This window comes from Planosporangium mesophilum, assembly GCF_016863255.1.
Lineage (GTDB): Bacteria > Actinomycetota > Actinomycetes > Mycobacteriales > Micromonosporaceae > Planosporangium > Planosporangium mesophilum.
In genome coordinates this window covers 18343-35572 of record NZ_BOON01000012.1, presented here as the reverse complement: position 1 = coordinate 35572, position 17230 = coordinate 18343, and the positions used below count along the sequence as shown (strand labels likewise).

15 protein-coding genes are annotated in these 17230 nt (G+C 72.8%); 5 read left to right on the top strand and 10 right to left on the bottom strand.

All coding sequences use genetic code 11. The features are described 5' to 3' along the window. Position 1 precedes the first annotated feature (1 nt). The gene (locus Pme01_RS06835; RefSeq protein ID WP_168114842.1) at positions 2-667 is read right to left on the bottom strand and encodes a response regulator; all 666 of its coding nucleotides are present in this window, start codon (positions 665-667) and stop codon (positions 2-4) included. Then, complete coding sequence (locus Pme01_RS30775; protein ID WP_168114841.1) at positions 664-1899, bottom strand: sensor histidine kinase; 1236 nt, start codon at positions 1897-1899, stop codon at positions 664-666. The genes Pme01_RS06835 and Pme01_RS30775 overlap by 4 nt, the downstream gene beginning before the upstream one ends. Before the next feature lie 230 nt (positions 1900-2129). Here Pme01_RS30775 and Pme01_RS06825 point away from each other — a divergent pair, with 230 nt between their 5' ends. The 3 genes from Pme01_RS06825 (at position 2130) to Pme01_RS06815 (ending at position 4448) form a co-directional block, all read left to right on the top strand. Next, positions 2130-2651: a DUF1707 SHOCT-like domain-containing protein gene (locus Pme01_RS06825; protein ID WP_239088059.1), complete on the top strand. Its 522-nt coding sequence runs from the start codon at positions 2130-2132 to the stop codon at positions 2649-2651. 106 nt (positions 2652-2757) lie between these two features. Then, on the top strand, positions 2758-3570 hold the full coding sequence (locus Pme01_RS06820; protein WP_168114881.1) for a metal-dependent hydrolase: 813 nt from the start codon (positions 2758-2760) through the stop codon (positions 3568-3570). Further along, entirely contained in the window at positions 3570-4448 is an 879-nt protein-coding gene (locus tag Pme01_RS06815; protein WP_168114840.1) for an amidohydrolase family protein, read from the top strand. The genes Pme01_RS06820 and Pme01_RS06815 overlap by 1 nt, the downstream gene beginning before the upstream one ends. A gap of 1 nt (position 4449) precedes the next feature. Here Pme01_RS06815 and Pme01_RS06810 read toward each other — a convergent pair whose 3' ends face one another. Together Pme01_RS06810 and Pme01_RS31400 are read right to left on the bottom strand one after the other, a co-directional pair. Beyond that, positions 4450-7230, bottom strand: a complete 2781-nt coding sequence (locus Pme01_RS06810) for a helix-turn-helix transcriptional regulator (RefSeq protein ID WP_239088058.1) — start codon at positions 7228-7230, stop codon at positions 4450-4452. Between the two features lie 82 nt (positions 7231-7312). Next, the gene (locus Pme01_RS31400) at positions 7313-7435 is read right to left on the bottom strand and encodes a hypothetical protein (RefSeq protein ID WP_275408503.1); all 123 of its coding nucleotides are present in this window, start codon (positions 7433-7435) and stop codon (positions 7313-7315) included. A 181-nt stretch (positions 7436-7616) separates the two neighbouring features. On the opposite strand from Pme01_RS31400, the gene Pme01_RS06805 reads away from it, so the two are divergent. Continuing rightward, positions 7617-8126: an NUDIX domain-containing protein gene (locus tag Pme01_RS06805; RefSeq protein WP_168114839.1), complete on the top strand. Its 510-nt coding sequence runs from the start codon at positions 7617-7619 to the stop codon at positions 8124-8126. On the opposite strand, the gene Pme01_RS06800 is transcribed toward Pme01_RS06805, so the two are convergent. The 5 genes from Pme01_RS06800 to Pme01_RS06780 form a co-directional block, all read right to left on the bottom strand. Beyond that, positions 8108-9787, bottom strand: coding sequence for a bifunctional 3'-5' exonuclease/DNA polymerase (locus tag Pme01_RS06800; protein WP_168114838.1), 1680 nt, complete (start codon positions 9785-9787; stop codon positions 8108-8110). The genes Pme01_RS06805 and Pme01_RS06800 overlap by 19 nt on opposite strands. 132 nt (positions 9788-9919) lie before the next feature. After that, on the bottom strand, positions 9920-10834 hold the full coding sequence (locus Pme01_RS06795) for a carbohydrate ABC transporter permease (protein ID WP_168114837.1): 915 nt from the start codon (positions 10832-10834) through the stop codon (positions 9920-9922). Between the two features lie 13 nt (positions 10835-10847). Further along, entirely contained in the window at positions 10848-11753 is a 906-nt protein-coding gene (locus Pme01_RS06790; RefSeq protein ID WP_168114836.1) for a carbohydrate ABC transporter permease, read from the bottom strand. Between the two features lie 14 nt (positions 11754-11767). Continuing rightward, positions 11768-13192, bottom strand: a complete 1425-nt coding sequence (ngcE, locus tag Pme01_RS06785; RefSeq protein ID WP_168114835.1) for an N-acetylglucosamine/diacetylchitobiose ABC transporter substrate-binding protein — start codon at positions 13190-13192, stop codon at positions 11768-11770. 90 nt (positions 13193-13282) lie between these two features. Further along, on the bottom strand, positions 13283-14242 hold the full coding sequence (locus Pme01_RS06780) for a MurR/RpiR family transcriptional regulator (protein ID WP_168114834.1): 960 nt from the start codon (positions 14240-14242) through the stop codon (positions 13283-13285). Positions 14243-14560: 318 nt separating this feature from the next. On the opposite strand from Pme01_RS06780, the gene Pme01_RS06775 reads away from it, so the two are divergent. Next, positions 14561-15574 (top strand): coiled-coil domain-containing protein, encoded by a 1014-nt coding sequence (locus tag Pme01_RS06775; RefSeq protein ID WP_168114833.1) that lies wholly within the window; start codon positions 14561-14563, stop codon positions 15572-15574. Positions 15575-15584: 10 nt separating this feature from the next. Here the strand turns inward: Pme01_RS06775 and Pme01_RS06770 are convergent, their stop codons facing one another. Further along, a complete protein-coding gene (locus tag Pme01_RS06770; RefSeq protein WP_168114832.1) occupies positions 15585-17228 on the bottom strand; it encodes a PucR family transcriptional regulator in 1644 nt (547 codons plus the stop codon). Between the last annotated feature and the right edge of the window lie 2 nt (positions 17229-17230).

Here is a 17230-nt window from a genome sequence, read left to right as displayed (position 1 = left end):
ATCAGCCGAGCCAACCGGGCCGCACCAGGCCGGCCTCGTACGCGTACACGACGAGCTGCGCCCGGTCCCGCGCCCCGAGCTTGATCATCGCCCGGCTCACGTGGGTCTTCGCCGTCGCCGGACTGACCACCAGCTTCGTGGCGATCTCGTCGTTGGACAGGCCGGCACCGACCAGTGCGAGCACCTCGCGCTCCCGCTCGGTCAGCGCGTCGAGCTCACGCGGCGGCGGTGGCGCGGCGGCGCGCGTGGCGAACTGCGCGATCAGCCGGCGGGTCACGCGGGGCGAGAGGAGGGCGTCGCCGGCCGCGACCGCGTGTACCCCGCGCAGCAGGTCGACCGGTTCGGTGTCCTTGACCAGGAAGCCGCTGGCGCCCGACCGGAGCGCCTCGAACACGTACTCGTCGAGGTCGAACGTGGTCAGGATGACCACCCGGGTGGCCGCGCAGCGCGGGTCGGCCACGATGCGGCGGGTCGCCTCCAGCCCGTCCAGCAGCGGCATCCGGATGTCCATCAGGACCACGTCCGGGATCAGGTCAACAGCGAGTTGGACGGCAAGAGCGCCGTCGGCGGCCTCGCCCACCACGTCGATGTCGTCCTGGGCGTCCAGCAGCGCCCGGAACCCGGCCCTGACGAGGGCCTGGTCGTCGGCGAGGAGTACCCGGATCATGGCTGCCCTCCCAGCGGGAACCGCGCGTACACCTCGAAGCCGCCGTCCGGCCCCGGCGCGGCGCGGAACTCGCCACCGAGCGCCTCGACCCGCTCGCGCATCCCGACGACGCCGGAACCGGGGGCGAAAGATCCGGCCGGAGCACCGTCGTCGGCGACCGCGACGACCACCTCGTCGGGACCGTACGCGAGCCGTACCGTCGCGGTGGCCCCCGCCCCGGCGTGCCGGCGCACGTTGGTGAGCGCCTCCTGCACGATCCGGTAGGCCGCCCGGTCCACCTCGGCCGGCAGCGCCCCGGCCCGGCCGCCGACGTCCAGCAGAACCGGGAGCCCGGCCGCCGTGACGTCGGAGACGAGGGCGCGCAGACCGGCGAGAGGCTCAGAGTCATCGCCGGACAGCCCCGGGGCCGGTGCCCGTGGCGGCGACTCGTCGTCGGGGCGCAGCGCGCCGAGGACGGAGCGGACCTCCCGCAGCGCCTCGGCGCTGGCCTGCTTGATCGCGGTCAGGGCGGCCCGTGCCTGCTCCGGGCGGTCGTCCATCAGGTGCAGCCCCACGCCCGCCTGCACGTTGATCAACGACAGGTGGTGGCCGAGGACGTCGTGCAGTTCCCGTGCGATCCGCAGCCGCTCCTCGCTCGCCTGGCGGCGGCGGTGTTCCTGGCGGGCCTGCTCCTGGTCGGCGAGGGCTCGCTCGCGTTCGGCCCGGGCCTGGACGAGTTCGCGGAGGTGGGCGGCGCGTACCCGCACGGCCTCGCCCAGCGCGAACACGACGAGCAGCCAGGCACCGGTCATGACCAGCCGGGCCGGTGACGGGTGCGCGGCCGCCGGCCACACCCGGCCGGCGAGCGCGTACGTGAGGTAGGCGACCGTCACGACCGTCACCGCGAGTGCCCGGTGCCCGGCGCGCAGGGCGCCGAGCACGGCGGCCAGGGCCGCGAGGAACACCGGGCCGGCCGGGTACCCCAGGATGGCGTACGCGGCCGTCGCGGCGACCGCGCCGACCAGGGCGACCGGGCGCAGCCGGCGCCGTACCAGCAGCGCGGCCGGACCGGCGAGCAGCAGCGCGTACGCCGCCGGTGGCAGGTCGAGACGCTCGCGGTGGGCGGCGGCGGTGCCGAGCACCTGGATCAGCGCCAGCACGAGCGGCAGGACGAACACCCGCGGCACCGGTGGGCGGCCGGGCGCCGACCCGCGACGGCCCCACGGGCCGTGGTGGTGCCGGTGCGGGTACACATCCCGAACGGTAGATCAGCGGCCGACGCGTGGGCATCGGGCTACCGGCCCACCGTCGTGTACCGCCCCCGTGGCAGCTAGAGGCGTCGCCGTACGCCGGTGGGCGTAGCGCGCGACGGCCGGATCCACCGGCGTCCGTACCGCGAAAGCCGTCCCCGCGCCGACGACGACGGGCCCGGTACCGGCGCAGCCTGGAAGCCGACCGACACGCCAACCAACGGGAGGCAGCGATGTCCAGCGAACCGCGCCGGGTGCGCGCATCCGACGCCGAGCGCGAGGAGTACGCCCGGATCGTGCGGGGCGCCATGGGCGAGGGCCGGCTCACCCTGGAAGAGGGCGAGGAGCGGCTGGCCACGGTGTACGCCGCGAGGTACCGCGACGAACTGCCGCCGTTCGTCGCCGACCTGCCCGACAGCGAACCGGAGAGTCCGCCCGGGCCCGAGCACAAGGAATCGAGGGAACGGCGCCGGGCAGGAAGCAGGATCACCGTCGCCGCGGCCGTCACGGCCGTCCTCGTCGGGCTGTGGGCGCTCTCCGGGGCGCACGTCTTCTGGCCGTTGATTCCCCTGTTGATCATCTGGTTCGGCCTGCTGCGACGCCACTGGTGGCGGCACTGCGGAGACTGGCCCGGCCCGGGTCCGTGGGCCGGGCGAGGTCCGTGGCCCGGCCCGGGTCCGTGGGCCGGGCGAGGTCCGTGGCCCGGCCCGGGCCCCGGGGAAGGACCCGCCGGAGGGGTCAGCGGGAATCAGTAACGACCGGGAGAATCCGGTACGACACACCCATAGGACCATCCTCGTCATGATCAGTTCGTCCCTGGGATACTTCGCCAACGTTTCCACGGGGAGGACTGAGCACACGATGATGGGCCCCTCACACGCCCTGTCGGGCGCGGCCGGGTGGCTGGTCGGATCGCTGGCGCTGCAGCAGTTCGCCGGCATCCACCAGACCCCGGTGCAGCTCGCGGTCGGTACTGCGATGTGCGCCGGCGGCGCGCTGCTGCCCGACATGGACATGTCGGGTCGGGTGACGACCAACCAGGGCGGCGCCACCGTGGCGCGTACGTTCGGTGTGGTGTCGCTGTTCCTGGCCGAGTGCATCGAGAAGCTGTCGCTGGGGATCTACGCCGCGACCAGGGGTAGCCGCGACCGGCGCCGGGACAACGGGCACCGGACGTTCACCCACACGCTGCCGTTCACCGCCGTCGCCGGGTACGGCGCGTTCGCACTGTGCCTGCACTTCGGCAAGCCGGCCGTGCTCGGCATCCTGTTCTTCACGTTCGCCATGGCGCTGCGCGGCCTGTTCGAGAAGTGGGCGCACCGGGCGGGCTGGGTCATCGTGACGCTGGTCGCTGCAGCCGGCACGGTCGGCACGTACGAGACGCTGCCTGCCGGCCGGGGGTACCCGATCCTGGGTGTCGCCCTCGGCGTCGGCGCCCTGATCCACATCCTCGGCGACATGCTCACCAGCCACGGCTGCCCGGTGCTGTGGCCGATCCCGACCGGCCGCGGGCGGATGTGGCGCTGCTTCGGCCTGCCCGACTCGATGGCGGTCACCGTCGGCGGCAAGGTCGAGGTGTACGTGCTGCGCACGGCGTTCTGGGTAGTGTCGGTCGCCACTGCGGGCTGGATGCTCTACCAACCGCTGCTGCAACGGTTCAACATCAAGGTGTGATGATCGACGACTCAGGGGTGCCCGCCTTCTGGCGGGCCCTCGGCCTGCCGGGCCTGGCCGACGTACACACCCACTTCCTGCCGGAGCGGATGCTGCGCCGGGTGTGGGCCCACTTCGACGAGGGTGGACCGCTGATCGGCCGGGAGTGGCCGATCCGGTACAAGTGGAGCGACACCGAGCGCATCGGCCACCTGGACGCGCTCGGGGTACGGATGTTCAGCGCGCTCGCGTACGCCCACAGGCCCGACATGGCCGCCGATCTCAACGACTGGACGCTCGGATTCGCCGCCGCCACCCCGGGCTGCCTGCCCAGTGCGACGTTCTTCCCCGAGCCCGGCGTCGTCGACTACGTACGCGACGCACTGGACCGCGGCGCGCGGATCTTCAAGGTGCACCTGCAGGTCGGCGGGTACGACCCGCGTGACGAGGCGCTCGACCCGGTGTGGGGGCTGCTGGCCGAGGCCGGTACGCCGGTCGTCGTCCACGCCGGCTCCGGGCCGGTCGCGTACGGCTTCACCGGGCCGGACCCGATCGGCGGCGTGCTCGCGAAGCACCCGCGACTCTGCGCGATCATGGCCCACATGGGCGCGCCCGAGTACGAGGGCTTCCTGGAGCTCGCCGAGCGCTACGACCGGGTCCGGCTGGACACCACGATGGCGTTCACCGACTTCTTCGAGATCATGGCGCCGTACCCGCGCTCGCTGGACGAGCGACTGGTCGACCTCGGGCTGGCCGGCAAGGTGCTGCTGGGCAGCGACTTCCCCAACATCCCGTACCCGTACGCGCACCAACTGGAGGCGCTGGCGCGCCTGGAGCTGGGCGACGACTGGCTGCGCGCGGTGTGCTGGCACAACGCGGCCCGCCTGTTCGATCTCTAGGTCAACCGGGGCGGTGGCGCTGTAGCCACGCCGCGACCTGGGTCCGCGAGGACAGTCCGAGCTTGCCCAGGATGTTGGAGACGTGCACGGCGGCCGTCTTCTTGGAGATGTACAGCCGGCGCGCCAGCTCGGCGTTGGTCAGCCCCTCGGCGATGAGCGCGGCGACCTCGCGTTCGCGCGGGGTGAGGACGGCGTCGTCGATCCCGACCGCGGCGGGCGCCGGCAGGCCGACCCGGCCGCGTAGGGCGTCGACCTCGGCGACCCGCCAGCCGCCCCACCGCGCCAGCGCCTCGGCCGCCGCGGCGACGTGCTCGCGGGCCCGGTCGACGTGGCCGAGGTCGATCAGGCAGCGCGCCGCACCGGCGTGCGCACTGGCCCGTACCGCCGGGCCGAGGTCCGGCGACCCGGCCGCCTCCTCGTATCCGACCAGCGCCTCAGCGGCGCGGCCGTCGGCCTCGTCGAGCTGGGCGAAGACCAGCGCACGCCACCGGTGCGCCGCGTCGGACCAGGACACCCGCTCGGTGAGCGGGCGCAGCCGCTTGCCGGGCAGCCCGGCCGCCAGGCCGGCGGCGACCAGGTCGTGGACCTGCTCCCCGTACGGGGCGCCGATCCGGTCGACCCCCGCGTAGAAGTCGTCCAGCGCGGCCTCGGCCGCCGCCGCGTCGCCCCGCCGGCAGGCGAGGTGGAAGACCAGGCCCAGGACGGCCAGAGAGGGCTTGCCCTCCGGCCCGGTCAGGGTGGCGAGGACCGACTCGGCCCGGTCGAGGTCGCCGGCCTCGAGGGCCAGGCCGGTCAGGAAGACGCCGTGGTAGTTGGTGCCCCGGCTGGTACGCAGGTAGCCGCGCTCGCGCCGGTGCCCCTCCTCCAGCGCCGTGATCGCGGCGTGCAGGTCACCGTCGTCCATGGCGAAGCGCGCCCGGCCCTCGAAGTACGCGGCCACGGCGAGCGACTCGAAGCCGGCCCGCTCGGCGTCGGCGCGCATCCGTTCCAGCAGCTCGTTGCCGTCGGCCAGGGACGATGGCGGCACGATACCGATGATGTTGTGCAGGGCCCGTGCGGCGGTCAGCCACTCCCCGGCGGCCTCGGCGTCCTCGGCCACCGCCAGCAGCAGGGTACGGCCGGACTCCACCCGGTCGGGCATGCTCAGCAGCGCCGAGCCCTTCTCCACCGCGGCGGCCAGCCGCACGCCCGGCAGGTCCAGCTCGTCGGCGAGGGCGATCGTGCGGTCGGCCCAGGCGATCGCGTCCGGCAGCCGGTCGGTGAGCATGTACGACTGCGCCACCGTGCCCATCGCGTGCGCCCGTTCCGCGCCGCGCGGGAGCTGGTCGATGATGTCGAGGATCTCCTCGGTGAGCGCCTTCGCCTCCTCGCGCCGCCCGTCCTCCCAGGCGACCCGTGCGAGCAGGCGCAGCGCGGCCGAGCGGTCCGCCGGAGCGGCCGCGTCCCGGGCCCAGCGACGGGTGTGCTGCCAGGCGTCGTGGAGCAGGTTGGCCAGCCACGCCGCGCGGGCGGCGCCGGCCCGTAACTCCAGGTCGTCCGGCGCCTCCTCCAGCCCCATCTCGGCCAGCGACAGCGCCTGGTGCGCCGCGCCGATCGCCAGGTAGCGCGCGCAGCCGGAGCGGGCGGCCCGGATCAGGTCGTCGTACCGGCCGGCGCCCCGGGCGTGCCGGGCCACCAGGGCGGGATCGGCGTCGCCCGCGGCCAGCAGCGCGTCGAGGGCCAGCTCGTGCAGGCGGCGGCGCTCGCGCCCGAGGAGCTGGTCGGCGACGGCCTCCCGGGCGAGGGCGTGGCGGAAGCCGAACTCGTCCTCGCCGGTCTCGATCATGAGGCCGCGCCGGACCAGGTCGCGCAGCACCACGATCAGGTCGTACTCGGGCAGCTCGGTCACTGCCGCCAGCACGTCGAACGGGACCCGGTGGCCGAGGACCGCCGCCGCCTCGACGACCCGCTGCTGGCGCGGGTCGACGTCGTCGAGCTGGCGGCGCAGCGCCTCGGCGAGGTTCCACGGCAGCGGCTGCTCGCACAGCCGCTCAAGGTCCAGGCCGCCGTCCCCGCCGGCGCGCAGCAGCTCCTCGAGGAAGTACGGGTTGCCGCCGGTGCGGTTGTGCAGCGACGCCGCGGCCCGGTACGACGGCGGCCGGCCCGAGACCGCCTCCAGCAGTACCGAGGTCTCGGTCAGCCCGAGCCGCTCCAACCGCAGGTGGGTGACCGGGTAGCGGCGTTCGAGGCGGGTGAGCAGCTCGGCGACCGGGCTGCGGCGGGTGACCTCGTCGGGCCGGTAGGTGCCGACCAGCAGCCGCCGCCCCGTCAGGTCGGGGATGCGCTCGAACAGCGCCGTGCTCTCCGGGTCGGCCCAGTGCAGGTCCTCGAAGACGACGACCGCCGGCTGCGCGGTGAGCACCTGGACGATCCCGGCCGCCGCCCGCAGGCGTTCGACGATGCTGTGGCCGGGATCGCCGAGGATCCGGAGCGCGTCCGGGTCGACGCTCCCGGCCGGGGCCGGGTCGTCGGCGGAGCCGGCCGGGGCCAGACCGTCGACGGCGTCGAGCAGCAGCCCGAACGGGCGGCCGAGGGCACCGGGGTCGGCCTGCGCCACGAGTACCCGGGTGTCGGCCGGCAGGCCGTCGAGCAGTTCCTGCACGAGCCGGCTCTTGCCGACCCCGGCCTCGCCGGCGACGAGGGCGATCTGCGAGCCGGGGCCGGCGGCGAGCCGGACGAGGCGACGCAGTTCGGCGTCGCGCCCCACCATCACGGGACTGAGCCCTCCACGATCGACCCGCACGCCGAAAGAGTACCGGCGCGGCGGCGCGGCGCCGGGTACGTCCGCGCCGCGCCACGCGCCGCCGTGCCGGTCACCGCGCTGGTCACCACCAGTGCCTCCGGCGCCGGCCACGCTGGTACCGCCGCCGCTCGGCGGCCTCGTCCAGCAGCTCCCGCTGCCGCTGCCTGGCGAGGATCATCGTGGTGTACGGGTGGTTCACGCTCATGGCCCTTGTCCTTCCGCTCGATCTGGTACCAGCATCGAGCAGTAAGGGGCACGCGACATCGGAACCGGTTACCTATCTCTGCCGGCCCTAGGTACCTAGGCGGTGCCCTAGGCGTCTAGGTACCCCTACGCCACCGGTGCGCCCCGCCCGGACGGGCCGGGGTCAACTAGGGTCGGATCTCATGCAGCACTCCCACTGCTCGTACTGCGGCAGCCCGTACACGCCCGAGACGCCCTGGCCGCGGGAATGCTCCGAGTGCGGCGAGACGACCTGGCGTAACCCGTTGCCGGTGGCGGTGGCCCTGCTGCCGGTCGACGGCGTGAACAACCGCGGCCTGGTGGTGGTACGCCGTGACATCGAGCCCGCCCGTGGCCAGCTGGCCCTGCCCGGCGGGTACATCGAGGTCGGCGAGTCGTGGCAGGAGGCGACCGTCCGGGAGCTCCGGGAGGAGACCGGCCTGGTGGCGGATCCGGCCGAGGTGACGCTGTTCGCGGTGCACAGCGCCCCGATGGGGACGGTCAACATCTTCGGGCTGCTGCCCGCGCGGCGCGCGGACGACCTGCCGCCGTCGGCGCCGACCGAGGAGGCCACCGAGTGGCTGGTGCTGACCGAGCCACGGCGGCTCGCCTTCTCCACGCACACGCAGGCCATAGCGGAGTACTTCGCCTCCACCTACTTCGCGTCGGCGTAGCACTCCACCGTGGACACTCCGAGCGGGAACCGGACCGGGGTGTCGCCGAACAGCAACCGGCGGGCATCGTCGGCGGCGGCCTCCACGGCGGCGACCACCGCCGCCGCCTGCTCGCCGGGGCAGTGCACGACGACCTCGTCGTGCTGGAAGAAGACCAGTTCGGCCGGGGTACCGGCGAGCGCGGTGCGCAGCCTGGCCAGCAGCGCGAGCGCCCACTCGGCGGCCGTGGCCTGGATGACGAAGTTACGGGTGAACCGCCCTCGGGCCCGCACCGCCGCGTCGGACCGGCCGCCGTCACCGTCGTCGACGACCTCCAGGTCGAGGCCCTCGTCGCGCACGGTCACCGACGGCGGCGGGCAGGTCCGGCCGAGCCACGAGCGCACGAGACCGCCCGCGCGGCCGGCACGCGCGGCCTCCTCCACGTACTCCCACGCCGTCGGGTAGGACCGGCGCAGGGCCGCGAGGGCCGGGGCGGCCTGACCGCCGGTCTGCCCGTACATCGCGCCGAGCAGGGCGACCTTCGCCCTGGCCCGGTCGCCGCCGAAGGCGTCGGCGGCGAGCGCCGCGTACAGGTCGCCACCGCGGGCCGCCTCGGCCAGCCGCCGGTCGGCGGAGACGGCGGCGAGGACGCGCGGCTCCAACTGGCCGGCGTCGGCCACCACGAACGTCCAGCCGGGGTCGGCCACCACCGCGCGCCGGACCACCTTGGGGATCTGGAGCGCGCCGCCGCCCCGGGTGGCCCACCGTCCGGAGACGACGCCGCCGGGCACGTACTCGGCGTGGAACCGGCCGTCGCGCACCCACTGCTCCAGCCAGGACCAGCCGTGCGCGACCCAGATCCGGTACAGCTCCTTGTACTCCAGCAGCAGCGGTACGGCGGGGTGCTCGACGCGCTGGAGCACCCAGGCGCGGGTGTTGGGCACCTGGATGCCGGCGCGGGCGAAGGCGCGCAGCACCTCGGCGGGTGAGTCGGGGTGGATGCGCTGGCCGAACGCCGCCGCGATGGCCTGCGTCAGCTCGACCAGCCGCCGGGGCGGCCCGCCGACCGGGGACGGCTCCCCCAGCAGGTCGATGAGCAGACGGTGGTGCAGGTCGGCCCGCCAGGGCAGCCCGTACCGGCTCATCTCGACCGCGACCAGACCACCGGCCGACTCGGCGGCGACCAGGAACCGCATCCGTCCGGGCTCGGCGGTGGCGGCGATGCGGTCCCGCTGCGCCCGGTACACCCCGATCATCGCGTCGATCGGGTCGGCGCCGAGGTCGGGCACGGCCGGGTCGGCGTCGAACAGTGCCTCCTGCGCCGTGCCCGGTGGCGCGACCGGGCGGGCCGGCGGGTCGGCCGGCACCGGCGTGCCGGTCAGCCGGGCCCAGGCCGCAGGGAGCGCGCGGGGCTGGCCCCAGCGCCCCTCGTACCCGAGCAGCAGCGCCTCGGTCAGTTCGAGATCGTGGCAGCGCTCCACCCGTACGCCGGCCGCCAGCAGACGCGGGTAGGTCTCCGCCGTCGACGCCCACAGCCACCGGGGGCCGTGGGCGATCTCCCGCGCGGCGACCGCGGCGGCGAGGTCGGCCACCGGCACGGCCGCGCCGTCGGGCCGCCCGTCGTCGGAGAGTTCCCGCAGGTGCCCGCCGCCGCCGGGGTGCGGGTGGACGGCGACGATCATGCCTCGATTACACCGCACGCCCCCGACATTTCCCCGCCGCCGCGCCCCGTCCCACTCCCATGATCACCGAGGGCTTGCGGCGTTGTCGCACCGGCAACTCTCGGTGATCATGGGGAAGGTCGGACGAGCGCGCTACTTGACGGCGCCCGCGGTCAGGCCGGCCTGGATCTGGCGCTGGAAGATGCCGTACACCACGATCATCGGCAGGATCGACATGCTCAGGGCGGCGAACAGCCCCGACCAGTCCGCCTGGTACCCCGCGTTGATCGAGATCTGCGCGATGCCCTGGGTCAGGACGTACTTGTTCTGGTCGGAGATCAGGAGCACCGGCAGCAGGTACTGCGCCCACTGCCCGATGATGTTGAAGATCGCCACGCTCACCATGCCCGGCTTCGCCATCGGAAGCATGACCTGGAAGAAGAGCCGGGTGTGCGAGCAGCCGTCGATCACCCCGGCCTCGGCCACCGAGGTGGGCAGCGTCTTGAAGAAGGCGGTCAGGAAGAAGACGGTGAACGGCAGCGAGTACGCGATGTACACCAGCACCAGGCCGGTGTGCGTGTTGAACAGGCCGAGGTTCTTGACGATGTAGAACAGCGGCACGATCGCCAGGAACATCGGGAACGCCAGCCCGGCCACGAACAGGTAGTAGACGAGGCGGTTGCCGAAGAAGCTGTACCGGGCCAGCACGTACGCGGCCATCGAGCCGAGCAGCATGGTGCCTGCCGTGCTGAAGGCCACCACCAGGACGCTGTTGACGAAGTACTGCCCGACGTGGGCCGTGGTCCAGGCCCGCGACCAGTTCTCCACCCGCAGCTCGGCCGGCATGGTCCAGGGGCTACTGAAGATCTCCGCGGTGTTCTTGAACGACGCCAGGAACGTCCACAGGATCGGCCCGATCACGATGACGGTCCACGCGATCAGCGCCAGGTAGCCGAGCCGGGAGAAGATTCGTACCTCTTTGTGGGCCGCCGCGTGCGCGCCGCCCCGACCGCCGTCTGTCGGCGGGCGGGTGGGCGCCGGTGGGACCGGTTGGGTCTTGGTCGTCATCGTCGGATCCCACCTAGTACTCGATGGCTTCACGCCGGGTGACCCGGAGCGTGAGCGCCGCGAACGTGAGGGTCAGGAAGAACAGCGCGACGCCCAGCGCGGACGCGTAGCCGAGCTGGGAGAACTTGAAGTTGCGGTAGATCTCCTCGGCGAGCACCGTGGTGGAGCCGTCGGGGCCGCCCTGGTCGACCGAGAGCACGTCCACCACGGCGAACGCGTCGAACGCCGCGATGCCCAGGTACACCCAGGCGACCTGGATCGTGTCCCACAGCAGCGGCAGCGTCACCCGGAAGAAGAGCGTGACCCGGCCGGCGCCGTCGATCTCGGCCGCCTCGTAGATGTCCTTGGGGATCGACGCCATGCCGGCGGAGAAGAGCACCAGGTAGAAGCCGACCGACTGCCAGACCAGGACGGCGATGATCGACCACAGCGCCAGGTTCGGCTTGATGAGGAATCCGACCGGATCGAAGCCGAGCTTCATGAGCACGCCGTTGATCAGGCCGGACGAGTTCGGGCGGTACACCGTCTGGAACAGCACCGCGATGATGGGAAGCGCCAGGAGCTGGGGGAAGAAGAACACCACCCGGTAGAACTTCGACCCCCAGACCCCCTGCATCGTGCCGCCCCGCGCGCCCCCCGCCACGTTCAGCAGGAACGCGAAGAACAGCGCGATCGCGATCGTGACCAGCGGCAGGGTCACCAGCATGATCCCGTGGTGCGACACCGCCTTCCAGAACGCATCGTCGTCGATCAGCTTCCGGAAGTTGTCGAAGCCGATCCACCTGGGCGGGGCGAACCCGCGCCAGGCGGTCATCGAGATGTAGAACGCCTGGGCGTACGGTGCGATCACGAAGACCACGTACAGCGTGATCGGTGCGGCCAAGAAGCCGACGATGAACGGGTACCTGCCGTGCCGCATGGTCTACGCTCCGGTCAGCGCTTGAACTTGATGATGGACTTGTCGTTCTTGACCTCGTCCGCCTTCTTCTGCACCCGCTCGCAGAACTGGTCCGGGGTGATGCGCCCGAACATCAGCGCGTTGGTCTGGGTCCGCGCCTCGACGTCCAGCGGCTTGTAGTCCTTGTCCCAGGTCAGGTCGAAGGTGTCCTGGCCGGCGGCCTTGAACGCGGCCCGCGAGCTGGTGACGCCTGGCGGGAACGTGACGCCCTCCGAGCCGGCAGTCATGACCGTCGGAGACTTGATCAGCTCGGCGAAGCCCTTGGCCCCGTCCATCGACAGCATCCGGCGCAGGTACTCCATGCCGCCGGCCTTGTTCTTCGACTTGGCCGGTACGAAGTAGCCCTCACCGGCGCCGGCCCGCACCGCGGCCGCCGACAGCTTGCCCTTCACCGGCACCGGCATCATCTGGTACTTGAAGTCCGCCGGTGTGTCCTTCTTCTGCTCGTTCTCCAGCCAGTCACCGCTGGGGTAGAACGCCAGCTTGTACTGGTTCTGCTGCAACTGGACGTCGGTGTGCCGGAGCCCCTCGTACGCCTTGTCCATGTACTTCGCGCCGACCTCGGCCCAGGCCGTCGCCGCCTGCTTGATCGCGTCGTGCTTCCACGCGCCGTCCTCGAGGTTGTCGATCGCCTTGACGACCTCGGGGCCGCCCAGCTTCGCGGCGTGGGTGAGGATCACGTTCCACATGTAGTAGGCGGCGTTGGCGCCGGCGTAGCCGAACGGCGTGATCCCGGCCTTCTTGATCTCCTCGCACAGCGCGAGGAAGGCGTTCCAGTCGCTCGGCGCGCTCCAGCCGCGGTCGGTGAAGAGCTTCCCCGAGTACCAGACTCCCCACACGGTCGAGACGTAGAAGAGCACGTAGGGCTTGCCGTTGTAGGAGCCGAAGTCGACGGTGCCCTTCTGGAGGGTGTCGCGCACCTTCTTGCTCGGGTCGTGCACGCTCGGCGCGTCCAGCAGCGGGGTCAGGTCGGCCAGCTGGCCGTCGTTGACGAGCGCGCCGAAGTCCATCTCCTTGGACCCCGAGTTGTTGACCATGTCCGGGATGTCGGTGCCGCTGGCGAAGCGGGGGCGTAGCGTCGTGTCGATCTCGGTGACGGCCTCGTGCTTGATTTTGGCCTTCGGGAACGCCGTCTGGTACAGCGGCTCGTGGATGTCGGTGGCGTACTTGTCGGTGTAGCCGCCGGGGAAGATGACGACGTCCAGCGGCGCGTCCTCCTTCACGCCGAGCGGGTTGGCAGCGGTCTTCTTGCCACCGCCGGTGTCACCGCTGTCGCCGCCGCCGCTGGTCGCGCAGGCGCTCAGCAGGCCGGCGCCCGGGAGCGTGACTAAGCCGACCGCGGCCGCGCGGCGTAGCAGGGCACGGCGGTCGATGGTGGATTCCTCGGGAGAGACGGACATGTGCGGCTCCTCGGTTGGAGGTCAGGCGGTACGTCGGATCCGGCCGGCATACCGGGGTTCGAGGGTGATGAGTTCGGCGGTCGCCGGCATCTACTCCACCTCCTTCGAGGCGCGATGGCCGGCCACCGCCCGTGCGGTGACCTGGAAGTACGCGTGCGCGCGCTCGTGGGTCCGCTGCGCCACCGCGATGTAGAGCAGATCGAGGACGACCAGCTGCGGGTGGCGGGCGGACAGTGCGTCGGGGCGGAACGTGGTGCCCTGCGCCGCGGTCAGCAGTACGAGGTCGGCGACCTCGGCCAGCGGCGAGCGGGGGAAGCTGGTCAACGCGACCGTGGTGGCGCCGTGGCTGCCGGCCTCGGCGAGCATCTCGATCGTCTCGCGGGCCTGGCCGCTGTGCGAGACGCCGATGGCGACGTCGCCCGGCCGCAGCAGCGCCGAGCTGGCGAGTCCGTTGTGGACATCGGTCCAGGCCCACGCCGCCACCCCGATGCGGTGCAGGCAGAACTGCATCTCGGCGCCGACGAGCGCGCTGCCGCTGGCACCGTAGATGTCCACGCGCGACGCGGCGGCGATGGCGTCGGCCGCCCGCTCGACCTCGCGCAGGTCCAGCAGGGTCGCGGTGTCGTGCATGGCGCGGGTGTCCGCCGCCATGATCTGGCCCAGCACCCGCTCGAGCGGGTCGGTCGGCTGGATCTCCCGGCCGATGTCGTCGGCCCACCCGCCGGTACGGGCGGCCCGGCCGGTCTCCCCGGCGATGCCCAGCCGCAGGTCGGAGTAGCCCTCGAAGCCCAGCGCCCGGCAGAACCGGGTCACCGTGGCCGGCGAGGTACCACTGCGCTCGGCGAGTTCGACGATCGTCGAGCGGGCGGCGCCGGCCGGGTCGGTGAGCACGAGCTCGGCCACCCGCTGGAGGGCACCGGTGAACTCGGGCAGCCGGGACCGTACCCGGGCGAGGACGCCGTCGGACGGACGCAGCGGCGCGTCGGTCGCCGTGGCCGCGGCCGGAGCCGCCGCACCGGCCGCGGGCAGGCCCGCGTCGTACGCACCCATGCCACACCCTTCGCAAGGACTGTTAACTGTTAGTGGTAAAAGTTCTTACTGCGGCCCCTGTTTCGTCAAGGCTTTGAGCGAAGTTTTCAAATCGTTACATGCCTCGATCGCTCCACGCCTAACGGTCAGTTATCAACCGGCAGCGATACGCGACCTGACCGAACGGCCCACCCGTCCTGACTCGGCGAGCGTCACGCGATCCGGTAAGCTCACCGCGGTCGATGCTGGCCAACGGCATCACCGCACGTGGAGTGCCCGTTCGAACCGAAGGAACCGACCGGCGTCCCCCCAGTCGGCCGGAGTGAGGAACGAACCCAGGTGAAGTGGAAGGCATTCGTCCGGCGGCGACTGTCTGTAACCGTCGCACTGCTGGCGTCCGCGCTGCTCGTCGTGGGCGGCGTGGCTCCGGCCAACGCCGAGCCCACCGACCCGGACGGTGCCAGCAACCAGTCGCTCAAAGAGAAGCTCGACACCGCCGCCCGGGCGTACGTGGACGCCCAGGCCAAGCTCGACGCCTCCCGTACCAAGCAGGCCGACCTGCAGCAGCGTCTGACCGCCGCCGAGCAGCGGCTCGGCGCCCTGGAGACCGAGGTCGGCCCGATCGCGGCCGCGGCCTACCGGGGCAACCGCCTCAACATCTCGATGGTGCTCCTCGACGGCGAGTCGCACGCCGACCTGCTGCACGACGCCGCGACGATCGCCTACCTCACCGAACGCGACGACCGCGAGATCCGGGAACTGAGCAGAGCGAAGAAGGAGTACGCCGGGCAGAAGGCGGCCCTGGACGCCGAGATCAGGATCCAGGAGCAGCAGGTCACGGAGATGGCGAAGCGCAAGCAGGACGCCGAGCGGGCGCTGGGCAACCCGCGCGCGGGCGTCGCGCTCGGCGCCGGGCTGTCCGCATCCGCCAACCCCGCGCCCCGCAACCCCGACGGAAGCTGGCCGCGGGAGTCCTGCTCGGTCGACGACCCGACCACCTCCGGCTGCCTGACCCCGCGTACCGCGCACGCGCTCCAGCAGGCGAAGGCCGCCGGTTTCACCCGCTACACGGCCTGCCACCGCTCCGGCGGCGGGGGCGAGCACCCGAAGGGCCGGGCGTGTGACTTCTCGGCCAACGCGAGCACCTTCCAGAACGCACGGGCCTCCGGCGGCGACAAGGCCTACGGCGACCAGCTCGCGGGCTGGTTCGTGGCCAACTCCGGCCGGCTCGGGGTGCTGTACGTGATCTGGTACAAGCAGATCTGGTTCCCGGGTATGGGTTGGCGCGCGTACAGCGGCGACGGCACCCCGGCCGGCGACCACTACAACCACGTACACCTGTCGGTGCACTGACGCGCGCGGCTCAGCCGTCGCGTACCGCGTCCAGCGCCAGCAGCGCCACGTGCAGCGACAGGCACACGTCGACGGTGTCCAGGTCGGCGCCGACGATGCGGGAGATGCGCGCCAGCCGCTCGTAGAACGCCGGCCGGGACAGGTGGGCCGCCTCGGCCGCCGCGGACTTGTTGCGCCCGCACTCCAGGTACGCCCGGAGCGTGTCGAGCAGCCGTTCGCGCGGGTGCTGCGCGTCGTACGCGAGCAGGCCGCCCAGCTCCCGCTCCACGAAGGTCTGCAGCCGGGGGTCGTCACGCAGCAGGTGGAGCAGGCCGGCGAGGCCCACGTCGGGTAGCCGGTACACGGTACCGGGGCCGGCGCCGGAGAGCCGCCGGTCGCGGCGGGCGGCGTTCGCGACCTGCCGCGCCTCCAGCAGCGAGCGGCGCGCCTCCCGCGGCGAGTCCACTCCGGACCCGGCCGCGACCACGAGGTCCGCCCGGGCCAGGACGCGTACCGCCGACGCGAACCGGTACAGCGCCGCGTCGACCTCGGCCGGGCTCCGCACCGTCAGCAGCGCCCCGACGGCATGGTCGTCCAGCACACTCGCCAGGCCGGCCAGGCGCGCCTCGCGGAGCGCGTGCCCTACCGCCTCGGCCAGGTCCCGCAGCCGCGCCTGCGCGGAGGTGGGCGCCTCCGGCGGGTCGCCCCGGTGGCGTACCACCACGCCGACCAGGTGGCTGCGCTCCAGCGGTACCCCTAACGCCCGCGCCCGCAGGCTGACCTCGTCGACCGGTCTGGTGTGGTCGAGCAGCGCCGTCAGCAGGGTGCGGTGGATCTGGCGGTCGAGGTCCTCGGCGTCCCGGCGGATCAGCCGGCCCAGCGCGAGAGCCGAGGCGGCCCGCTCCAGCAGGATCGACAGGCGCGTCGGGGGTACGCCGTCCCGCTCGCCGTTCGGCGCCGGCCAACGCAGCAGCAGCCGACCCCAGTCCTGGCCCCGCGCGCCGACGACGGTGACCAGCCAGCCCGCGTCCGCGTCGTAGCCGGTACGCCCGGTCGGCTGGATCCGCCGCGAGTACGCCTCCCAGCCGTCGAGCAGCAGTTCGGCCCGCTCCCCCGCGGCGTCGTAGGCGAGCACCCGCCGGGCCAGGTTCTCCAGGACCACCGGGGCGCCGGCGAGCGCGGCGGCCTGCGCGACCACCTCCGCCGGCTCGGCGCCCTCCACGGAGAGTTCGGTGAACCGCTGGTGGATCTCCTCGGTGGCGCGCAGCTCGGCCAGCTGCGCGTCGATGATGAGCGCATGCACCGCCTCGGTCACCGGTACGAACGGCGTGGCCCGGTGCAGCTCGATCAGCGGCAGCCCGGCGCGCTCGGCGGCCGTGACCATCGCCTTCGGCACGCAGGTGGCGTACCGGCGGCCGAGTTCGAGAATCAGGCCACAGGCTCCCACCTCGGCCAGGTCCGCCACGAACCGGCGCAGCCCCTCGTCGTCCGCGGGCAGCCCGATCCCGGTACTCAGCACCAGTTCCCCGCCGCGCAGCAGGTGCGCGATGTCGGGTACCTCGGCGACGTGCACCCACCGTACGGGCCGATCGAGCGCGTCGGCGCCGGCGACCACCCGCGGGGAGCCGTGCCGCACCGCGTCGAGGGCCAGTACCTCACGGACGGTCGGGAACACCG

Excerpts from the sequence above, each read along its gene's own strand:
- Pme01_RS06835 (WP_168114842.1), bottom strand. The coding sequence starts at position 667 with ATGATCCGGGTACTCCTCGCCGACGACCAGGCCCTCGTCAGGGCCGGG.
- Pme01_RS06825 (WP_239088059.1), top strand. The coding sequence starts at position 2,130 with ATGTCCAGCGAACCGCGCCGGGTGCGCGCATCCGACGCCGAGCGCGAG.
- Pme01_RS06820 (WP_168114881.1), top strand. The coding sequence starts at position 2,758 with ATGATGGGCCCCTCACACGCCCTGTCGGGCGCGGCCGGGTGGCTGGTC.
- Pme01_RS06815 (WP_168114840.1), top strand. The coding sequence starts at position 3,570 with ATGATCGACGACTCAGGGGTGCCCGCCTTCTGGCGGGCCCTCGGCCTG.
- Pme01_RS31400 (WP_275408503.1), bottom strand. The coding sequence starts at position 7,435 with ATGAGCGTGAACCACCCGTACACCACGATGATCCTCGCCAGGCAGCGG.
- Pme01_RS06805 (WP_168114839.1), top strand. The coding sequence starts at position 7,617 with ATGCAGCACTCCCACTGCTCGTACTGCGGCAGCCCGTACACGCCCGAG.
- Pme01_RS06800 (WP_168114838.1), bottom strand. The coding sequence starts at position 9,787 with ATGATCGTCGCCGTCCACCCGCACCCCGGCGGCGGCGGGCACCTGCGG.
- Pme01_RS06795 (WP_168114837.1), bottom strand. The coding sequence starts at position 10,834 with ATGACGACCAAGACCCAACCGGTCCCACCGGCGCCCACCCGCCCGCCG.
- Pme01_RS06790 (WP_168114836.1), bottom strand. The coding sequence starts at position 11,753 with ATGCGGCACGGCAGGTACCCGTTCATCGTCGGCTTCTTGGCCGCACCG.
- ngcE (WP_168114835.1), bottom strand. The coding sequence starts at position 13,192 with ATGTCCGTCTCTCCCGAGGAATCCACCATCGACCGCCGTGCCCTGCTA.
- Pme01_RS06780 (WP_168114834.1), bottom strand. The coding sequence starts at position 14,242 with ATGGGTGCGTACGACGCGGGCCTGCCCGCGGCCGGTGCGGCGGCTCCG.